The 17681-nt window shown below is 61.4% G+C and carries 16 protein-coding genes; 3 read left to right on the forward strand and 13 right to left on the reverse strand.

The features are described from left to right. Nucleotides 1–10: 10 nt before the first annotated feature. From J2X43_RS20920 to J2X43_RS20945, 6 genes are all read right to left on the reverse strand, one after another. Nucleotides 11–1438, reverse strand: a complete 1428-nt coding sequence (locus tag J2X43_RS20920; RefSeq protein WP_310296820.1) for a gamma-aminobutyraldehyde dehydrogenase — start codon at nucleotides 1436–1438, stop codon at nucleotides 11–13. 48 nt (nucleotides 1439–1486) lie between these two features. Next, entirely contained in the window at nucleotides 1487–2302 is an 816-nt protein-coding gene (locus J2X43_RS20925; RefSeq protein ID WP_112385640.1) for an ABC transporter permease, read from the reverse strand. Continuing rightward, complete coding sequence (locus J2X43_RS20930) at nucleotides 2292–3254, reverse strand: ABC transporter permease (RefSeq protein WP_310296823.1); 963 nt, start codon at nucleotides 3252–3254, stop codon at nucleotides 2292–2294. The genes J2X43_RS20925 and J2X43_RS20930 overlap by 11 nt, the downstream gene beginning before the upstream one ends. After that, nucleotides 3251–4234: an ABC transporter ATP-binding protein gene (locus J2X43_RS20935; RefSeq protein WP_310296824.1), complete on the reverse strand. Its 984-nt coding sequence runs from the start codon at nucleotides 4232–4234 to the stop codon at nucleotides 3251–3253. The genes J2X43_RS20930 and J2X43_RS20935 overlap by 4 nt, the downstream gene beginning before the upstream one ends. A gap of 189 nt (nucleotides 4235–4423) precedes the next feature. After that, the gene (locus tag J2X43_RS20940) at nucleotides 4424–5584 is read right to left on the reverse strand and encodes an ABC transporter substrate-binding protein (RefSeq protein WP_310296826.1); all 1161 of its coding nucleotides are present in this window, start codon (nucleotides 5582–5584) and stop codon (nucleotides 4424–4426) included. Between the two features lie 121 nt (nucleotides 5585–5705). Then, nucleotides 5706–6617, reverse strand: coding sequence for a LysR family transcriptional regulator (locus tag J2X43_RS20945; protein WP_112385636.1), 912 nt, complete (start codon nucleotides 6615–6617; stop codon nucleotides 5706–5708). Nucleotides 6618–6796: 179 nt separating this feature from the next. Here J2X43_RS20945 and J2X43_RS20950 point away from each other — a divergent pair, with 179 nt between their 5' ends. Then, entirely contained in the window at nucleotides 6797–7546 is a 750-nt protein-coding gene (locus J2X43_RS20950) for a hypothetical protein (protein ID WP_310296828.1), read from the forward strand. Between the two features lie 87 nt (nucleotides 7547–7633). On the opposite strand, the gene lysS is transcribed toward J2X43_RS20950, so the two are convergent. The 4 genes from lysS to J2X43_RS20970 form a co-directional block, all read right to left on the reverse strand. Next, nucleotides 7634–9130, reverse strand: coding sequence for a lysine--tRNA ligase (gene lysS / locus J2X43_RS20955; protein WP_310296830.1), 1497 nt, complete (start codon nucleotides 9128–9130; stop codon nucleotides 7634–7636). A 16-nt stretch (nucleotides 9131–9146) separates the two neighbouring features. Next, nucleotides 9147–10604, reverse strand: a complete 1458-nt coding sequence (gene gltX / locus J2X43_RS20960; RefSeq protein ID WP_112516845.1) for a glutamate--tRNA ligase — start codon at nucleotides 10602–10604, stop codon at nucleotides 9147–9149. Nucleotides 10605–10798: 194 nt separating this feature from the next. Next, entirely contained in the window at nucleotides 10799–12568 is a 1770-nt protein-coding gene (locus J2X43_RS20965; RefSeq protein ID WP_310296833.1) for an SLC13 family permease, read from the reverse strand. 91 nt (nucleotides 12569–12659) lie between these two features. Next, on the reverse strand, nucleotides 12660–13415 hold the full coding sequence (locus tag J2X43_RS20970; RefSeq protein WP_310296835.1) for a hypothetical protein: 756 nt from the start codon (nucleotides 13413–13415) through the stop codon (nucleotides 12660–12662). A gap of 134 nt (nucleotides 13416–13549) precedes the next feature. Here J2X43_RS20970 and J2X43_RS20975 point away from each other — a divergent pair, with 134 nt between their 5' ends. After that, nucleotides 13550–14095, forward strand: coding sequence for a glutathione peroxidase (locus tag J2X43_RS20975; RefSeq protein ID WP_310296837.1), 546 nt, complete (start codon nucleotides 13550–13552; stop codon nucleotides 14093–14095). Here the strand turns inward: J2X43_RS20975 and J2X43_RS20980 are convergent, their stop codons facing one another. Further along, a complete protein-coding gene (locus J2X43_RS20980; RefSeq protein ID WP_310296838.1) occupies nucleotides 14096–14929 on the reverse strand; it encodes an AraC family transcriptional regulator in 834 nt (277 codons plus the stop codon). It lies immediately after the preceding gene. A 93-nt stretch (nucleotides 14930–15022) separates the two neighbouring features. On the opposite strand from J2X43_RS20980, the gene J2X43_RS20985 reads away from it, so the two are divergent. Continuing rightward, entirely contained in the window at nucleotides 15023–15946 is a 924-nt protein-coding gene (locus J2X43_RS20985; RefSeq protein WP_310296840.1) for a phytanoyl-CoA dioxygenase family protein, read from the forward strand. Nucleotides 15947–15979: 33 nt separating this feature from the next. Here J2X43_RS20985 and J2X43_RS20990 read toward each other — a convergent pair whose 3' ends face one another. Both J2X43_RS20990 and J2X43_RS20995 read right to left on the reverse strand, forming a co-directional pair. After that, nucleotides 15980–16729, reverse strand: a complete 750-nt coding sequence (locus J2X43_RS20990; RefSeq protein WP_112537067.1) for a TerC family protein — start codon at nucleotides 16727–16729, stop codon at nucleotides 15980–15982. Nucleotides 16730–16887: 158 nt separating this feature from the next. Beyond that, complete coding sequence (locus tag J2X43_RS20995) at nucleotides 16888–17565, reverse strand: TetR/AcrR family transcriptional regulator (RefSeq protein WP_310296842.1); 678 nt, start codon at nucleotides 17563–17565, stop codon at nucleotides 16888–16890. Nucleotides 17566–17681 lie beyond the last annotated feature (116 nt).

Consider the following 17681-nt stretch of genomic DNA (forward strand, 5'->3'; position numbering starts at 1 on the left):
TCGGGTTATTTCATCCGTGGTTGATCATTACGTGGCGGACCGCCGTGTAGTCTTCCAAAGCATAGACCGACATGTCCTTGCCGTAGCCGGATTGCTTGACGCCGCCATGCGGCATCTCGTTGACCAGCATGAAATGCGTGTTGATCCAGGTGCAGCCATATTGCAGGCGGGCAGCCGTCTTCATGCCGCGGCCGATATCCTTGGTCCAGACTGAAGACGCGAGGCCGTAGTCGCTGTCATTCGCCCAGGTGACGGCATCCTCGACATCGCTGAAGCGAGTGACCGAGACGACGGGGCCGAAGACTTCGCGGCGGACGATCTCATCGTGCTGTGTCGCGCCGGCGATGACCGTCGGGGTGAAGAAAAAGCCCTTGTCGCCGGACGCCTTGCCACCGGTGGTGACTTCCATGTGCTTGTGCTCGGAAGCCCGCGCGACGAAACTTTCGACGCGGTCGCGCTGGCGCTTGGAGATCAGCGGGCCGATCTCGTTTTCGGTGTCGTCGGCTTGGTTGAACTTGATTGAGGACACTGCGGAGGAGAGGTCGGCGACGAATTTGTCGTAGACCTTGGCGTCGGCATAGATGCGGCAGGCGGCGGTGCAGTCCTGACCGGCATTGTAGTAGCCGAAGGTGCGGATGCCGGCGACGACGGCGTCGATATCGGCATCGTCGAAGACGATGACCGGCGCCTTGCCGCCGAGTTCCAGATGGGTGCGCTTGACGGTCTTGGCGGCGGCCTGCAACACCTTTTTGCCGGTGGCGACATCGCCGGTGATCGAAACCATGCCGATCTTCGGATGGTTGATCAGCGCATTGCCGACGCTCTCGCCGCGGCCGAGGATGACGTTGACGACGCCTTCGGGCAGGATTTCCGAGAGCAGCTTGGCCATCTTCAGCGCGGTCAGCGGCGTCTGTTCGGAGGGCTTGAAGACGACGGTGTTGCCGCCGGCGATCGCCGGTGCCAGCTTCCAGGCCATCATCATCAGCGGATAGTTCCAGGGCGCGATCGAGCCGACGATGCCGATCGGATCGCGGCGGATCATCGAGGTGTGACCGGGCAGGTATTCGCCGGCGGCGGGTGTGTGCAGATTGCGCACGGCGCCCGCAAAGAAGCGGTAGCAATCGACGATCGCCGGGATTTCATCGTTGAGCACGGCGTTGATCGGCTTGCCGCAGTTCAGCGCTTCCAGCGCCGCGAAACCCTGCGCATCCCGCTCGATCGCGTCGGCGATCTTCAGGAGGTAGGAGGAGCGCTCGCCGGGCGTCGTCTGCGACCAGCTCTTGAAGGCCTTTTCGGCGGAATCGACGGCGGCGTCGACCTGGCCGAGCGACGCTTCCGGCAGATCCAGCACCTTTTCGCCCGTCTTCGGGTTCAGGACGTGTTCTTCCGTTTCCGTGCCGACTTCGAAGCGCGAGCCGATCAGCATTTGGGTGTCCATGATGTTCTCCCTTTTGTTCAGCGAGCGGATGGGGGCATCCCACTCTGGTTATTTTCCGGCGCCGGCAATCTGGTCGCCGTCGCGGGTGAGGTAATAGGCTGCGAGGATCGGCAGGAAGGTAACCAGCACGACGACCATGGCGACCACGTTGGTGACGGGGCGCTGGCGCGGGCGGATCAGCTCTTCCAGCATCCAGATCGGCAGCGTCGATTGCTGCCCACCGGTGAAGGTGGTGACGATGACTTCGTCGAAAGACAGTGCAAAGGCAAGCATGCCGCCGGCCAAGAGCGCCGTGCCGATATTCGGCAGCACGACATGGCGGAAGGTCTGGAAGCCATCGGCGCCGAGATCCATCGAGGCCTCGATCAGCGAGCCCGACGTGCGGCGGAAGCGGGCGACGGCGTTGTTATAGACGACGACGACGCAGAAGGTGGCGTGGCCGAGCACGATCGTCCAGACGGAGAACGGGATATCGAACAGGCTGAAGGCCGAGCGCAGCGCAATGCCGGTGATGATCCCGGGAAGGGCGATCGGCAGGATGACGAGCAGCGAGATCGCCTCACGGCCGAAGAATTTCGTCTGGCTGACGGCTGCGGCGCAGAGCGTGCCGAGCACCAGCGCGATGGCGGTGGCGATGCACGCGACCTGAACGGACAGCCCCAATGCGGACCAGACGTCCGGGCGGTTCCAGGCGATGCCGAACCACTGCAGCGTCAGGCCGGGCGGCGGCCACTGATAGCTCTTCTCTTCCGTCGTGAAGGCATAGACGAAGATCAGCAGGATCGGCAGATGCAGGAAGAGCAGCCCGCCTGCGGCGGCGATCTTGAGGATCAGAGGGGATCGTTGTCCGCGATCAGAGCGCATCGAAAGCTCCCTGTTTTTTGGCAAGCCAGAGATAGATAGCCATGATGACGATCGGCACGACGGAGAAGGCAGCTGCGAGCGGGACGTTTCCGGCCGTGCCCTGCTGCGTATAGACCGCCTGGCCGATGAAGAGCCGCGAGGAGCCGATGATCTGCGGGATGATGTAATCACCGAGCGTCAGCGAGAAGGTGAAGATCGAACCGGCGACGATGCCCGGCAGCGCTAGCGGGAAGAGCACGGTGCGGAAGGTCTGGCGCGGGGTGGCGCCGAGATCCGACGACGCCTCGATCAGGTTACCGGGCACGCGCTCGAGGGCGGCCTGCGTTGGCAGGATCATGTAGGGCAGCCAGATATAGACGAAGACGATGAAGGTGCCGAGATAGCTGACGGAGAGCGAGTTGCCGCCGATGACGGGCAGGTTCAGAATGCCGTCGAGCAGCCAGGAGAGATAGAGCTTGTCGAAGAACCAGGTGAGGATGCCTTCCTTGGCAAGGATAAGCTTCCAGGCGTAAATCTTCACCAGATAGCTCGACCAGAGCGGCAGCATGATGCCGAGATAGAAGAGCGCCTTCCATTTTCCCTGCGCGTAACGCGCCGCATAATAGGCGATCGGGAAGGCGATGAAGGCGGAGGCGACGGTGACGAGAGCCGCCATGACCACCGTGCGGACGATGATGTCGAAATTGGTCGGGTTCAGCAGCTGCGCATAGGTGGACAGCGTGAACTCGTAGCTAATCATGCCCGAGAAATCGTCGATCGAGAAGAAGCTCTGCAGCAAAAGGGCGATCAGCGAGCCGATATAGATGATGCCAAGCCAGAGCAGCGGCGGTGTCAGCATCAGGAACAGAAGCAGTTTCGGGTGCCGCCAGAAGGCGTCGGAGAGGCTGCCGAAGAAGCCGCCGCGGCCGGGCAGGATCGACGTGTCCTTGCCTGCAATCGCAATGGCGCTCATGCCGCGTCATCCATGTAGTGGACGTCGCCCGGCTGCCAGCCGAGGCGGACGCTGGAACCAACGTCGGGCACATCGGCGCCGGCGGGCAGCATCACATGCAGGCGGGTGCCGGGGATATCGACGGTCAGCCGCGTCGCGGCGCCGAGGAAGCTGGCATTCTCGACCCTTGCCTCGGCTCCGTCGCCGAGGCGGATCGCTTCGGGGCGAAGGCTTGCCCAGCGCTTTTCGCCACCAAGCGAGGCCATGAATTCAGGGGCGATGACGTTCGACGAGCCGACGAAATCGGCGACGAACCGGGTCTTCGGGCGGCGGTAGATATCGTGCGGCGTGCCTTCCTGGACGATGCCGCCATCGTTGAAGACGGCGACACGGTCGGCCATGGACAGCGCCTCGCCCTGATCGTGGGTGACGAAGACGAAGGTGATGCCGAGGGCGCGCTGCAGGCTCTTCAGTTCCTCCTGCATCTGTTCGCGGAGTTTGAGATCGAGCGCGCCGAGCGGTTCGTCGAGCAGCAGTACCTTCGGCTTGTTGACGAGGGCGCGGGCCAGCGCCACGCGCTGGCGCTGGCCGCCGGACAGCTGACCGGGGCGGCGGGCGCCGTAGCCGGGGAGCTTGACCAGTTCCAGCGCCTTCTCGGCTTCCCGCAGGCGCTCAGCCTTGCCGACGCCCTTGACCATCAGCCCGTAGGCGACGTTGTCGAGAATGTTGAGGTGCGGGAAGAGCGCATAGTCCTGGAAGACGGTGTTGACGTTGCGCCGGTAGGGCGGAACGCCCTCGGCCGTTTCGCCGAAGATCTGGATATGGCCGCTGGTCGGCTGCTCGAAGCCGGCGATCAGCCGGAGGCAGGTGGTCTTGCCGGAGCCGGAGGGGCCGAGCATGGCGAAGAACTCGCCTGGCGCGATCTCGAGATCGACGCCATCGACGGCGCGAACCTGGCCGAAGTGACGCGAGACCTTCTGGAAACGGACGGCGGGTGTCATGTGGGGGCTCCGGATTTTGATGTTTTTTCCTTCTCCCCAGCGGGGAGAAGGTGGCCCGAAGGGTCGGATGAGGGGGCCACGGGCCGGGAGCGTCTTCGCTTGCCGCTCAGACGTTCGCTCCTTCGTCGCTCACCCCCTCATCTGTCCTGACGGACATCTTCTCCCCGTTGGGGAGAAGCGGGAATGCGGTTACCGCCCGCCGATCACGCCGACATAGTCGGATACCCAGCGATGGTACGGCACGCATTCGCTCTGCGTCGTGCACTTGGCAACCGGGGTCTTCCAGAACTTGATCTTGTCGAAATGGTCGAAGCCGTTGGTGGCGCAACCGGTGTCGGTCATCAGCTCGTTGCCCTTGCAGGCTGCCGGAACCGAGGGAACGGCGCCGAACCAGGCAGCCGCGTCGCCCTGAACCTTGGCGGACAGCGAATGTTCCATCCACATATAGGCGCAGTTCGGATGCTCGGCGTCGGCATGCAGCATCGTCGTATCGGCCCAGCCGGTGACGCCCTCTTCAGGGAAGGTCGAGGCGATCTTCTGCTTGTCTGCCTGCATCAGGTTGACCTGGAACGGCCAGGAGCCGGAAGCGACAACGCCTTCGTTCTTGAAGTCGTCGATCTGGATCATCGCATCGTGCCAATAGCGGGAGACGAGCTTGCGCTGGCCGCGCAGCAGGTCGAGCGCTGCCTTGTACTGGTCTTCGTTGAGTTCGTAGGGATCCTTGATGCCGAGCTCCGGCTTGTGGGCCATGAGATACATGGCGGCATCGGCGATATAGATCGCGCCGTCATAGGCCTGGACGCGGCCCTTGTTGGACTTGCCATCCGGCAGGGTCTCTTCCTCGAAAACGACCTTCCAGCTGGTCGGCGCCTTATCCTTGAAGGCGTCGGTGTTGTACATCAGCACGTTCGGTCCCCAGAGATAGGGAACGCCATAATGAACATCGCCGACCGTGTACCACGGACCCTGCTGCAGGCGCGGATCGACATTCTTGAAGCTCGGGATCAAGTCGGTGTTGATCGGCTGGACGCGCTTGCCGGCGATGAGGCGAAGCGAAGCGTCGCCGGAGGCGGTGACGAGGTCGAAGCCGCCTTCGTTCATCAGCGAGACCATTTCGTCCGACGTCGCGGCGGTCTTTACGGTGACCTTGCAGCCGGTGTCCTTTTCGAAACCGGTGACCCAGTCGTAATTCTTGTCGGTTTCGCCCCGCTCGATATAGCCGGCCCAAGCAACGATGCTGACAGCACCTTCACCCTTGCCCAATGTCTTCAGCGGTTCTGCGGCAATAACCTGCGTTGCGAAACTCAGGCACGCGAGTGCGGCCGTGCAGGATTTCAAGAGATTCGTCATCGTCTGTCTCCCGGTTTGAGCCGCTTGTTGCGGCATTTTGTTCCCGGTTGAAAAGTTGCGATGAAAAATCCGCTTTCGCAAATTCATTTATCAGAAAGGTGATATCGGAAATTCCGATAGATCAGGAGCGTATGCGGCCGGAGCGCATGCTTTCGGCGATGCCGACGAAATCCCGCGCTGCCTGCGGCAGGCTCGATCCCTTCCGCCAGACCATGCCGACCTGCACCACGGGCAGAGAACCCGAGACATCGCGGCTCTCGATACGGTCGCCTTCCAGCGACCAGGGCCGGTAGACGAGGTCGGGCAGCAGCGCGACACCGGCGCCTGTCGCAACCAGGCTTCGTACCGCTTCGACGGAGCGTGTGCGGAAGGCGACGTGCGGGCGGGCGCCGAGCGCCGAGAGCAGCTTGCCGGTATTCTCTTCGATTTCATCGACCGTCAGCATGATGAGTGGTTCGCGGGCGATATCGGCGACGGAGATGATGTCGGCGGAGACGAGCGGATGGCCCATCGGCAGCCAGAGGCGGTAGGGCGAGGTCTCAAGAATTTCCGCCTGAAGCGCCATGCGGTCGCGCAGGTTGGAGATCACCATGACGGCCACATCGAGCTCGCCGCCGACAAGAAGATGTTCGAGATAGCCGCCATTGTCCTCAATGGCGCTGACATCGACACCCGGGCAGGCGCGGCGGTACCGGGCCAGAAGATCGGAGAGCACATAGCCGGCGACAAGCGAGGTCACGCCTATATTAAGCGTTCCCGACAGCGCGCTTTGCTGACCAGAAAAACTGGTGCGGGCATCCGAGACCGTTGCCAGGATTTTCGTCGCATGGCGGAGAAACTGATGGCCATTATGCGTGATGGTCAGTCCACGCGGGTGGCGATCGAAGAGGGTGACGCCGAGATCCGTTTCCAGCTCTTTCAGGGCTTCGGTGACCGACGATTGCGAGATCGAAAGGTTCTGCGCGGCGCGCGTCACCGAACCCTGTTCGGCAACGGCGACAAAATATTGGAGCTGACGAAGCGTGAAGGCCATGCGGCTTTAGAGCATGCCGAAATACAGCCTGACAAGTCTGTGAATATCCGGACCTTTTTTGGTGTTTTATTCTCACCGATGCGTTTTTACTGATGCCACTTAAGCATTCCGAAACGTCGTTTCACTAGCTTTCCGAACATGTATCGAGTTGGAGTCTTGTCGATGGCGGAGCAGTTGGCGTGAAGGCCTTACTGCGCATATTCCGGCCTTCCCGGAAGCTGGCAATCGTTATCGGCGGCATGGCGCTTTTCGCGGGCGCTTCCGGCGGCGCAGCGCTTTATATTGGCAAGGACAAGATTCTCGGCCCTCCGGCAGAGGAGGTCAACGGCGTTTCCTGTACCGATGTGACGCTGGTGACAATCAAAAAACAGGACCATGTCTGGCTCCGCAAATACATCAAGACCGAACCGACCGATGGCGTGACGCGTGTCCGCACCGCGCTTCGCGTGGCGCAGGCACTCTATAACGATAGCAAGCCCGATCTGGTGCAGGTCGTGGTGCTGGACCAGAACGGTCCGACCGTGCGTTCGGATATTCGCGGCCGGGCGATCGGCGCCGATGTCGTCTATATTCCGCATCCGGAAAAGATGATCGAGGGTATCGACGACAAGCCGTTCACGGCGCGCTACTACGACGGCCAGGCAAGTGCCAACGGGCTGTTCTTCGGCGAGCGCGTCGATCTTCCCGAAACCGAAATCCAGGCGCTGAACGCCTCGTTCAACGAGCATTCCGATTGCATCGACCCGACCGCTGTCGCCTCGACCGAAGGCGGAGAGGGTGGCGGTAAGAAGGGCGACAAGGGCCAGAAAGCCAAGGGCGGCGAGGGCGAGGGCGAAGCACCTGCGGCCGAGGGCAAGGAAGGCGAAGCACCAGCAGCCGAAGGTGGCGGCGAAGGCGGCGAGGCCGCGCCTGCCAAAAGCGGGCACTGAGATTTTCGACAGTTTAGCCGGTGACGGCAAAGAAAAAGCGGAGCGTCCTTTCGGGCGCTCCGCTTTTGTCGTTTAGGATGGCTGTTCTCAGTCTGCCTTGGCGCGGCGGGCCGGGAAGAGAATGACGTCGCGGATCGAAGGTGCGTTGGTGAGCAGCATGATCAGGCGGTCGATGCCGATGCCGAGGCCACCCGCGGGCGGCATGCCCTGGTCGATGGCGTCGAGGAATTCGTCGTCCAGCTGCTTTTCCTTTTCGCCGCGGGCATGAGCCTGTTCCAGCTGCTCGACCATGCGGCGGCGCTGTTCTTCGGGATCGTTGAGTTCCGAGAAGGCATTGCCCAGTTCCCAGGCATTGCAATAGGTCTCGAAGCGTTCGACGAGACGCGGCTCGCCCGGCACTTCCTTGGCGAAGGGCGAGATGTCCTTCGGGAAGTGGGTGACGTGGCTCGGCTGGATCAGCGTGGCCTCGACCTTCTCTTCGAAGATGAAGGCCAGGCATTCGCCCCAGGTCCAATCCTTCTCGACTTCGAAACCGGCAGCCTTGGCGGCAGCGCGTGCTTCTTCGTCGGTCTTCATCGCCAGGAAATCGATGCCGGTCACTTCCTTGACGGCGTCAGGCATCGGCACGCGCTTGAATGGACCCTTGAAGGACAGCGTCTTGTCGCCGAACGGGAATTCGGTCGAGCCGTGGATTTGCAGTGCGAGGGTTTCGAACAGCCGCTCGACGAGGTCCATGATGTCCTCGTAGTCGGCGTAGGCCCAGTAGCACTCCATCATGGTGAATTCAGGATTGTGCCGGGTGGAAACACCTTCGTTGCGGAAGTTGCGGTTGATCTCGAACACCTTGTCGGTCAGGCCCGAAACCAGCGTACGCTTCAGAAACAGTTCCGGCGCAATGCGCAGGTACATGTCGAGCTTCAGCGTGTTGTGATGCGTCTTGAATGGCTCGGCGGTGGCGCCGCCATAGACCGAATGCAGCATCGGCGTCTCGATTTCCATGAAGCCGTCATTTTCCATGAAGCGGCGCACGCCCGAAACGATCTTCGAGCGCTGCTGGAAGCGGAGCTTGGACTCTTCGTTGGTCATGATGTCGAGATGGCGCTTGCGATAGCGGATCTCGATGTCGGAAATGCCGTGCCACTTCTCCGGCATGGGGAGAAGCGACTTGGTCAGCATGGTGATTTCGCGGGCGTTGATCGACAGCTCGCCGCGCTTGGTGCGGCGCACGGTGCCGGTGACGCCGATGATGTCGCCCATATCGATCATGCCAAGCATGTTGCGGGCTGCTTCCGGCGTCACGTCCTTGTGGCTGAAGATCTGGATCTTGCCGCCGGCGTCATGAATATCCATGAACATGCCCGAGTTGCGCGAGGAATAGACACGGCCGGCAACGGTGACGACATCCTGCGTCTCGACGTCGGATTCCAGATCCTTGTACTTTTCCGACAGCTCGGCGTTGGTCATCGTCCGGTGGAAATGCGCCGGATAGACGTCGCCGATCTGCTCGCGTAGCAGCTTGAGCTTCTGGGCGCGCACTTCAGTGGCGTCGGAGGAAAGGGTCGCTGTTTCGGTCTTTTCGGTCATGGTGCAAATGTCCGGTTCAGTTCTTCGGGCCGACGAGAGAGGCGACTGCCTGGGATGCGAGCTTGAGGCGCTGGCGCACGACCGAGCGGCCGAGGATCGCCATGGAATCGAAGAGCGGCAGCGAGCGCGACGAGCCGGAGACGGCGACGAAGAGAGGGGCTACCACGACCTTCAGCTTCTTGCCCATGCGGTCTGCGATGGCGCGCAGTTCGGCTTCGATCGTCTCGACATTCCATTCGAGGATTTTTTCGAGATCCGGCTGAACGGTGTTGAGGATCTCGAGAATCTCTTCCGGCGGCGACTTGATCTTGGCAAAGGCCGAGGGATCGAGGCCGAGATCAGACTTCAGCAGGAAGCCGGCGAGCTCCGGCAGTTCGCCGAGCTTGGAAATGCGCGACTGCGACAGGCGAAGACCGGCCTTCAGGCGGTCGTTTTCCATGGCCCAGGTCAGGACGCGGGCCTGGAATTCCTCTTCCGACATCTTCTCGCGGATCCAGCGGCCGTTCAGCCAGTCGAGCTTCTGGATGTCGAAAATGGCGCCGGCCTTGGAAAGGTTTTCAGGGTCGAACTTGGCGGCGAGCTCCTCGATATCGAGCAGCTCCTCGCCTTCGGCGATTTGCACGAAGAACAGGCCGAGGAAGTTCATCAGCGCTTCCGGGATATAGCCGAGAGCGGAGTAATAGGAGATGGAGGTCGGGTTCTTGCGCTTCGACAGCTTCGACTTGTCGGCATTGCGCATCAGCGACAAGTGCATGAAGACGGGCGCTTCCCAGCCGAAATAGCGGTAGAGCAGGATGTGCTTCGGCACGGAAGCCAGCCACTCTTCGCCGCGGGCGACGTGGGTGATCTTCATCAGATGGTCGTCGATGACGTTGGCCATGTGATAGGTCGGCATGCCGTCGCCCTTGATGAGGACCTGCATGTCGACGCTGTCCCACGGGATCGACACGTCGCCGTAGACGCCGTCGTTGAAGTCGCAGGAGCCTTCCGCCGGGATCTTCATGCGGATGACCGAGCTTTCGCCGGCAGCCATCTTGGCGCTGACTTCCTCGGCCGAATATTTCAGGCAGAGACCGTCATATTTCGGCGCCTTGCCGGCGGCGCGCTGGGCTTCCCGCATCTGCTCCAGACGCTCGGGCGTGCAGAAACAGCGGAAGGCATGGCCCTTGTCGAGCAGTTCCTGGCCGTAGGGCGTGTACATGTCCTTGCGGTCGGACTGGCGATAGGGACCGTAGGGGCCGCCGACGTCCGGGCCTTCCGACCATTCGAGCCCGCACCACTTCAGCGCGTCCAGCACCTTCTGCTCAAATTCCGGGGTCGAGCGGGTGGCATCGGTATCTTCGATGCGCAGGATGAACTCACCACCGTTCTTCTTGGCGAAGAGATAGTTGAAGAGTGCAATATATGCGGTGCCGACATGCGGCTCGCCGGTCGGCGAGGGAGCAATGCGGACGCGGACGCCGGAAGCTGTCATTTGTTTTGTGCCCGTCAAATGAATGCCGACGGCTTTTGCTGTGAAAAGCGGCGTGCGGCAGGAAGAATGCAGATAACTGGATCAGGAACCCGGCCGGATAAGGGCAAGTTGCGCACTTCGCCCGGCGATTGTCCGTTTGGCTGGCCTTAAGGCCATATTCGACCGCGGACGTCAAGAAAAATGGGCGCTTCGGCTCATTGCAGCGGCCAGACGTAGAGCAGCATGGGGACGCTGACGAGGATGATGATGAAGGAAAGCGGCAGGCCGAGACGGGGGTAGTCGCTGAAGCGATAGCCGCCCGGGCCGAAGACCAGCGTGTTGCACTGGTGGCCGATCGGGGTGAGGAAATCACAGCCAGCACCGATCGCCACCGCCATCAGGAAGGCCTCCGGCTTGTAGCCGAGCGTCTGGGCAAAGCTGGCGGCAATCGGCGCCATCACCAGCACGGTGGCGGCGTTGTTGAGGAACGGCGTCACCGCCATCGCGGTGATCAGGATGAGCGCCAGCGCCCCGAACGGCGGCATCTGTGCCGCGAAATGGCCGAGCCAGCCGGCGATCAGCTCGCTGCCGCCCGTCGTCCGCAGCGAATCCGAGACCGGAATGAGGGCGGCGAGCATGATCAGGATCGGGCCGTCGAGCGCCTTGTAGACATCGGCCAGCGGGATGACGCGGAAGACCACCATAGCCAACGCGGCGCAGAAGAAGGCGGTTGCGACCGGCGCAAGGCCTGCTGCGGTGGCGCCCATGGCGGCCGCCAGGATCAGCAGCGGAACATAGGCGCGGCGCTGGGTGCCGAGCAGGATATCGCGCTGGGCAAGCGGCAGGCAGGCGAATTCCTGCAGGAAGGCCGGAAGGCTCTTGCGGCTGCCCTGGAGCACGAGGACGTCGCCCGATTTCAGCGTGACTTCGCTCAGCCGCTCGGTGAGCCGGTGACCCTGGCGGCTGACGGCCAGCAGATTGATGCGGCGGCGGTTGAACAGCGAAAGCTGCCGCGCCGACCAGCCGATGAGCGTCGATTCCGACGACACGACGGCTTCGATCGAGGTGACGTCGCCTTCTTCCTTCGCTGCCGGTATCTGCTTTCCTGATAGTTTGAGCTTGGCGTTGGAGACCACCCGGTCGAGTGCCTCCGGGCCGCCTTCGAGCAGGATCGTGTCGCCTAATTTCAGCGTCACATCGGGAAGGGGCGACAGGCGGGAATGTCCCCGCAGGATGGCCGTCGCCACCACCTCGCCATCGCCGAGTTGGAGGATATCGCGGAGCTTCTTGCCATCGAAGCCGGAGTCATCGACGACGGTGGCTTCCGAGAAATAGGTCTTCAAACCCAGCGCTTCTTCCAGCGACGGGTTTTCGTTTTCTCGCTCCGGGACAAGCCAGTGAAAGAAGATCAGGAAGAGCACGCCGACGACGGCCAGTGTCGCGCCGACGGGGGTGAAGTCGAACATCGTGAAGGATGTGCCGGTGATTTCCTCCCGCAGCCGGGAGACGACGATGTTCGGCGAGGTGCCGATCTGCGTCATCAGGCCGCCGAGCAGGGCCGCAAAACTCATCGGCATCAGATAGAGCGATGGCGACTTCCCTGTCTTCTTCGAGAACTGGAAGGCGACCGGGATCATGATCGCCAATGCGCCGATATTCTTGATGAAAGCGGAGAGCACGGCGACGACGATCAGCAGCAGCGCCAGCTGCGTATGCAGCGAATTGAGGTTCGGGAAGAAGCGCTTGATGGCGCTATCCACGATGCCGGATCGCGCGACACCCGCACTGACCACCAGGGCGCTGCCGACGATGATGACGATGTCATCGCTGAACCCCGAGAAGGCCTTGTCGAAGGGGACGATCCCGACGCAGATCGCCAGCACCAGCGCGCAGCAGGCGACAAGATCATAGCGGAAGCGGTCCCAGATGAAGACGGCCATCATCAGGCCAATGACGCCGAAGGCGAGAATCTGCGGGGTGGTCATGCTGCTCCAGAGGCTGGAATTCCGAACGCGAAGAAGCTCCGCGACAGGAGTAACTGTAACGCCGCCTGCGCTTATCAATCCCGCCCGTGCATCATTGCTGCAGTTCGGCGAGCGCCCGGCGAAGCGGCGCGTCGGAAATCTGGATCATGCCGGCAAAGGGGATATCCATATCGAGCACGAGGTAGATCGACGCGGAAATCAGCAAGGCAGCAATCAGGAACATCGACAGCACGATGATATTCTTGGGCGCCCGGAACCCGAAACTCGCGAAGATCAACGTCAGCCAGGCCATCAGCATGAAGACCAGCGGCATCGGAATGACGCCTTCCGACTGCTCGACGATCACCCATCGCCGCTCGACGATGGTCTTGTATTGTTGCCGGGCGTCGGTCCAGAGCGCCATGTGATTGGGATCGGTCGGGTTCATGACGGCGATGTTGTTGCCGATGGCATTCAGTGCCATTTCCGATTTGCGATCGCTCTGGAGCACCGGATCCACGAGGCGCATCGGGCTGGCCAGGGCCTGCTCGACATAGTGGATCAGGCTGGCGCGGGTATCATCGGCTTCCAGGCCATAGGTTCGCAAGGTGCGGTCGAGCAGGATGATTTCGGTGGCGAAGGAATGGACGCTGTCGTCGATGCCGGCAAACGTGTTCTTCGAGGAATTGATCATCAGACCGAAGACCAGCGAGGTCATGACGACGAAGATGTTGGCGACGAGGCGGACAACGGTATTGGTTTCTTCTTCGCGGTGGCGCGCCGGCAGCCGCGGATAGGCGACCATGGTGCCGATCGAGGCGATAGTCAGGCAGACGAACACTGATCCCGCAACAATGATCTCACGCACCCGAGATTTCCCCTCTCTTCTCTCCGTGGGGCACGTTAGCGCATGCGGAGGATTTTGGCATCAGGGCGGTTTTGAAGGCTGGACAAAGCGCGGCACGGGTATAGCTTCACCGCCCGACGTGAATGGAGACTGATATGACCGAGATCCTCGACATCGCCGTAAAGCTTGCAGATGGCCGCGAGACAAGCCTCAACGAACATCGCGGCAAGGTTATGCTCGTCGTCAATGTTGCCTCGAAATGCGGGCTGACGGCGCAGTATGAAGGTCTGGAAAAGCTTTACGAGGACAAGCGTGAGCGCGGCTTCGTCATTGCGGCCTTCCCGGCCAACAATTTCAAGGGTCAGGAGCCCGGAACCGATGCTGAGATCGTCGAGTTCTGCCAGCTGACCTATGACGTGAAATTCCCGATCTATTCGAAGATCTCCGTCAAGGGTGACGACAAGCATCCGCTCTATCGCCAGCTGACGGCTGCACCTTTGCCGACCACCGGCGAAGGGCCGATGCGCGAGCGGTTGCGCGGCAACGGCCTTGCAGGCGATGCTGACGGCGAAATTCTCTGGAATTTCGAGAAATTCCTGATCGGCCGCAACGGCGACATCGTTGCGCGTTTTGCGCCCGATGTGACCGCCGACGATCAGCGGCTGGTGACGGCGATCGACAAGGAATTGTCCAAGGCCTGATTACTGCCTGCGAAAGCGGCTGCGGAAAGCGGTCGGCGCCATGCCCTCGCGGTTCTGGAAGAGCCGCGAGAAATAGAAGGCGTCACCGATGCCGATCTCCCGGGCGATCGCTTCGATCGGGAGATCGGACGTGGTCAGCAATTGCTTGGCATGGTCGATCCGCAGCCGGAGCTGGAATGCTTTCGGCGAAAGTCCTGTTGCCGCCATGAAGCGGCGGCGGAACGTTGCCGGTGACATCGCGAATTCGGCGGCGAATTTCTGCATGTCGAGCTCCTCGAAGGCGCGCCCGGCAAGGACGGAAACGGCTGCCTCGATCCTGGCGCCATTCACAGTGTCGTTTGTGGCTGAATCCACCTGCCTTGCGGCCTGGATGACGATGCGGTGAAGCGTGGCGGCGGCCGAGCTCAGCGCCAATGTGCTGCCATCGGTGAAATCCGCGCGGAGCGCCGCAAAGAGCTGCTGCATCTCGTGCAGATTGTTGAGTGCCACATGCGGTGCCGTCTCGGAGATCAGACGCTGGCGGAGCAGGCTCGAAGCGAAAGGGCCTTCGAACAGCGCCCATTGCTCCTCCCAGCTTTCGCCCTCGGCCGGGCCATAAGAATGCCGGCTGCCCGGCGTCAGCCAGAAAAGCGCCGGCGCTTCGATTGCGAGCCTGCCTGCCTGTTCGGTTTCCAGCGTGCCGTGCCCCGACTCGACAAGCACCACAGCATGGCAAAGCAGGCGTCGCTCCCGGACGTGCACGGCGATCCGCTGCCGCCCGAAGCCCGTCACCGACAAGGCGGGCGGGTTGATCGATGGCGGCGAGCGGTAGAGCGCGAGCGGCGCGGATTTCATGAGCGAAAAGTCCAGCTGTGAATTCTGTCCATGGCCATCTGCGTTTCATCGCTGCAGCATTGCGGCCTGAATTCGGAGAGGAGGACGATCGAAATGTCAAGTTTGGCCATGAAGACCATGTCTGAGATGCCGGTGCTGAGGGCCGGTGGCAAGGTGCTCTCAACGGACGGGAACAGGCTTGGCTATCTCGTTCCGACCGATCCAGCGATCGGCATCGCAGCGATCCGCGAGCGCTACGAAGAGCATGGTTATGTCTGGCTGAAGCGGTTTCTCGATCCTGATGCCGTCAATGCGTTTCGCGGCTGGGTGTTCGGTCATCTGGCAGGGGCGGGGTTGATCGAGCAGGAATCAGATCCGCGTCTTGGTCTGGCGGCCGCTGCGGAGAGCGATCCGCAGCGGGCCAACCGCATCCTCATGTCGCTCGTCCGTTCCGTTGCCTATGAAGGTTTTTGCGCCCAGCCGCGGCTTGCGGCTTTCATGGACGAATTCCTGTCCGGCATTTCCTATCTGCATAAGCGCAAGATCATGCGTCACACGCTGCCTGGCAGTTCTACTACGACGCCGGCGCATTACGATCTCGTTTATCTGCGCGGCGGGACAAGCCGCATCGTCACCGCCTGGATTCCGCTCGGCGATGTTCCCGTCAATATGGGCGGGCTCGTCTATCTGCAGGGGTCGCATGCGATCGGCAGGCAGATGGAGAAGGAGTTTGCCGCCGGGAGCGCCGGGCTTTCGGCCGAAGAGCGGATCAGCGCGTACAATCGTAACATGACCGAGGGCGGCTGGGTATCGAAAGACCTGCCCGATATGGCCGAGCGCTTCGATACGCGCTGGCTGATCGCCGACTACGAGGCCGGCGATGTGATGCTGCACAGCCCCTACATGATCCATGCCTCGACGGCGAATGAAAGCCCCGGGCGGCTGATCCGTCTATCGACCGATATCCGCTACCAGAATGTCGACGACGAGATCGATGCGCGCTGGGGCAATCACTGGAGCCTGGGCGACATGCTCTAGGCGCGGCCGGGGCCGCGCCCGTTGCCGAGCTAGCTAGTGGCTCTCGCCCTTCTTTCGTTTTCGGGCATTTCTCGCAAACATGTTCAGCACCTCGACCAGCGCCGAGAAGGCCATGGCGGCGTAGACGTAGCCCTTCGGAACATGGAAGCCCATGCCTTCGGCGATCAGCGTCGTGCCGATCATCATCAGGAAGGCAAGCGCCAGCATGACGATGGTCGGGTTCTTCTCGATGAAGTTTGCGAGCGGCGTTGCGGCAACCAGCATGACGGTGACGGCGGCCAGAACGGCGATGACCATGATCGGCAGATGCGGCGTCATGCCGACGGCGGTGATGATGCTATCGACCGAGAAGACGAGGTCGAGGATCAGGATCTGCACGATCGCCGAGCTGAAGGTCGTCGTCGCCGAATTGGCGATGAAGTCCTCGTTGTGATCGGCGGGATCGACGCTGTGGTGAATTTCCTTCGTCGCCTTCCATAGCAGGAAGAGACCACCGGCGATCAGGATCATGTCCTTCCACGAGAAGCCGTGGCCGAAGACCTCGAAGACCGGCGTGGTGAGCTTGACGATCCACGCAACGGTGCCGAGCAGCGCCAGACGCATGATCAGCGCCAGACCGATACCGACCTTGCGGGCCTTTTCACGGTGTTCGGGCGGCAGCTTGTTGGTGAGGATGGAGATGAAGATAAGGTTGTCGATACCCAGAACGACTTCCATGACGACCAGGGTCACCAGCGCCACCCAGGCGGCCGGATCCTGAACCAGGATCATGATATCTTGCATGAATTGTCTTTCCCTTGCGCCACAGACAGCTGACGCCGAAATCTAGAGTGAAGGCGCAGAGATGCAAGCGCCGCAAGGGGTATACGAAAGCGGGACGGTATTTATTCCGTGAGGAATATGAAGAATGACGCAGTTCCGATGTCGCGAGGCACGCTTCGTCAGGCGGGCTCGCTCTGCCTGGCGCCATAAGCGGCCATGAAGACGCGGATAGCACCGTCGATAACGCGCTTCCTCTCGGCCTCGGATGGCGGCTCGGGCATGCTGCCGAACAGTCGGAACTTGAAGAAACTGCCGCTGGCGAGATCAAGGAATTGTCCGGCGGCAAGATCGACGTCATCGATATTGAGCTCACCCGCCTTCACATATCGCGTGAGATAGTCGTGCAAGACCGTGCGCAGATTTTCCGGGCCGTTGAAGAAGCGCTGACAGAGCACCGGCATCCGATCTCGAACGCCGAGAACGGTGCGCATGGCGCTAATGACCTTCTCGCTGGTCACGTGAGCAATGAAGCTCAGGCCGAAATCGTAAAGGCCTTCCTCGATGTTATCATGGTGCTCGAGAGCGACACGCAGCGCGGCCACGAAGGCGGCGCGCTCGGTCTCGATCATTGCGGTGAAGAGCTCTTCCTTGTTGGCGAAGTAGACATAGAGAGTGCCTTTCGAAACGCCGGCTTCGCGGGTCACGTCGTTCATGCTCGCCGCGTCGAAGCCCATCTTCATGAAGACGTGCTTGGCGCCCTCGAGGATTTGCGTGCGCTTGGCCGGATCTTCTCCGGCTGCCCAGCGGCCAGTGGCTGCTGATGTTTCGGCGGCTGAAACCTTGGACACTTCTGTCATCTTCTCCTTAACCATTTTTCGCACTTGCGAAGATTCTTTACTAAAATCGAACCGCTCGGTTCGATATGACTTGATATGGATGTAAAAAGAGCCTATGTCAACTGAACCGAACCGTT

Origin of the sequence: Rhizobium sp. BE258 (assembly GCF_031457345.1) — a bacterium.
Taxonomy (GTDB): domain Bacteria; phylum Pseudomonadota; class Alphaproteobacteria; order Rhizobiales; family Rhizobiaceae; genus Rhizobium.

Excerpts from the sequence above, each read along its gene's own strand:
- gltX (WP_112516845.1), bottom strand. The coding sequence starts at position 10,604 with ATGACAGCTTCCGGCGTCCGCGTCCGCATTGCTCCCTCGCCGACCGGC.
- J2X43_RS20940 (WP_310296826.1), bottom strand. The coding sequence starts at position 5,584 with ATGACGAATCTCTTGAAATCCTGCACGGCCGCACTCGCGTGCCTGAGT.
- J2X43_RS20935 (WP_310296824.1), bottom strand. The coding sequence starts at position 4,234 with ATGACACCCGCCGTCCGTTTCCAGAAGGTCTCGCGTCACTTCGGCCAG.
- J2X43_RS20975 (WP_310296837.1), top strand. The coding sequence starts at position 13,550 with ATGACCGAGATCCTCGACATCGCCGTAAAGCTTGCAGATGGCCGCGAG.
- J2X43_RS20925 (WP_112385640.1), bottom strand. The coding sequence starts at position 2,302 with ATGCGCTCTGATCGCGGACAACGATCCCCTCTGATCCTCAAGATCGCC.
- J2X43_RS20990 (WP_112537067.1), bottom strand. The coding sequence starts at position 16,729 with ATGCAAGATATCATGATCCTGGTTCAGGATCCGGCCGCCTGGGTGGCG.
- J2X43_RS20965 (WP_310296833.1), bottom strand. The coding sequence starts at position 12,568 with ATGACCACCCCGCAGATTCTCGCCTTCGGCGTCATTGGCCTGATGATG.
- J2X43_RS20995 (WP_310296842.1), bottom strand. The coding sequence starts at position 17,565 with ATGACAGAAGTGTCCAAGGTTTCAGCCGCCGAAACATCAGCAGCCACT.
- J2X43_RS20920 (WP_310296820.1), bottom strand. The coding sequence starts at position 1,438 with ATGGACACCCAAATGCTGATCGGCTCGCGCTTCGAAGTCGGCACGGAA.
- J2X43_RS20945 (WP_112385636.1), bottom strand. The coding sequence starts at position 6,617 with ATGGCCTTCACGCTTCGTCAGCTCCAATATTTTGTCGCCGTTGCCGAA.
- lysS (WP_310296830.1), bottom strand. The coding sequence starts at position 9,130 with ATGACCGAAAAGACCGAAACAGCGACCCTTTCCTCCGACGCCACTGAA.
- J2X43_RS20980 (WP_310296838.1), bottom strand. The coding sequence starts at position 14,929 with ATGAAATCCGCGCCGCTCGCGCTCTACCGCTCGCCGCCATCGATCAAC.
- J2X43_RS20985 (WP_310296840.1), top strand. The coding sequence starts at position 15,023 with ATGTCAAGTTTGGCCATGAAGACCATGTCTGAGATGCCGGTGCTGAGG.
- J2X43_RS20930 (WP_310296823.1), bottom strand. The coding sequence starts at position 3,254 with ATGAGCGCCATTGCGATTGCAGGCAAGGACACGTCGATCCTGCCCGGC.